The sequence below is a fragment of the Agaribacillus sp. DX54 genome, from assembly GCF_056858335.1.
The window spans coordinates 1-320 of the sequence record NZ_JBXEQE010000152.1 but is presented as its reverse complement, the minus strand read 5'-3'; the positions used below and the strand labels follow the sequence as shown (position 1 = coordinate 320).

1 pseudogene is annotated in these 320 nt (G+C 40.9%); it reads left to right on the top strand.

Features of this window, described 5'->3' with window-relative positions:
• Positions 1-181: pseudogene (locus AC04NP_RS30760) on the top strand (hypothetical protein); the annotation flags it as partial.
• Between the last annotated feature and the right edge of the window lie 139 nt (positions 182-320).

Here is a 320-nt window from a genome sequence, read left to right as displayed (position 1 = left end):
CCTGTCACGCTTGTCGGGAGTACAACTGACTGTATTGGGAATTATGGGCGAATACCTGGGCAAAATGTACATGGCACACAAACAGCGGCCAAACTATATTATAGCTACTGCTTCCCCGGGATTAGAAAGAAAAACCAAAACAAATGTACCACCTATAATAGAAAGCCTATGTAATCTTTAAAAAAGCGCCCGAAAACACCTTGCCCCGGTCAGCAGGAAGCTGACGCGAGACAAGGGCGTGCACCTCGAAAGGGCACGATAAAACAAAATTAATTCGAACAAAATTATATATTTAAAATGAAAACTAAATTTAAGAACAA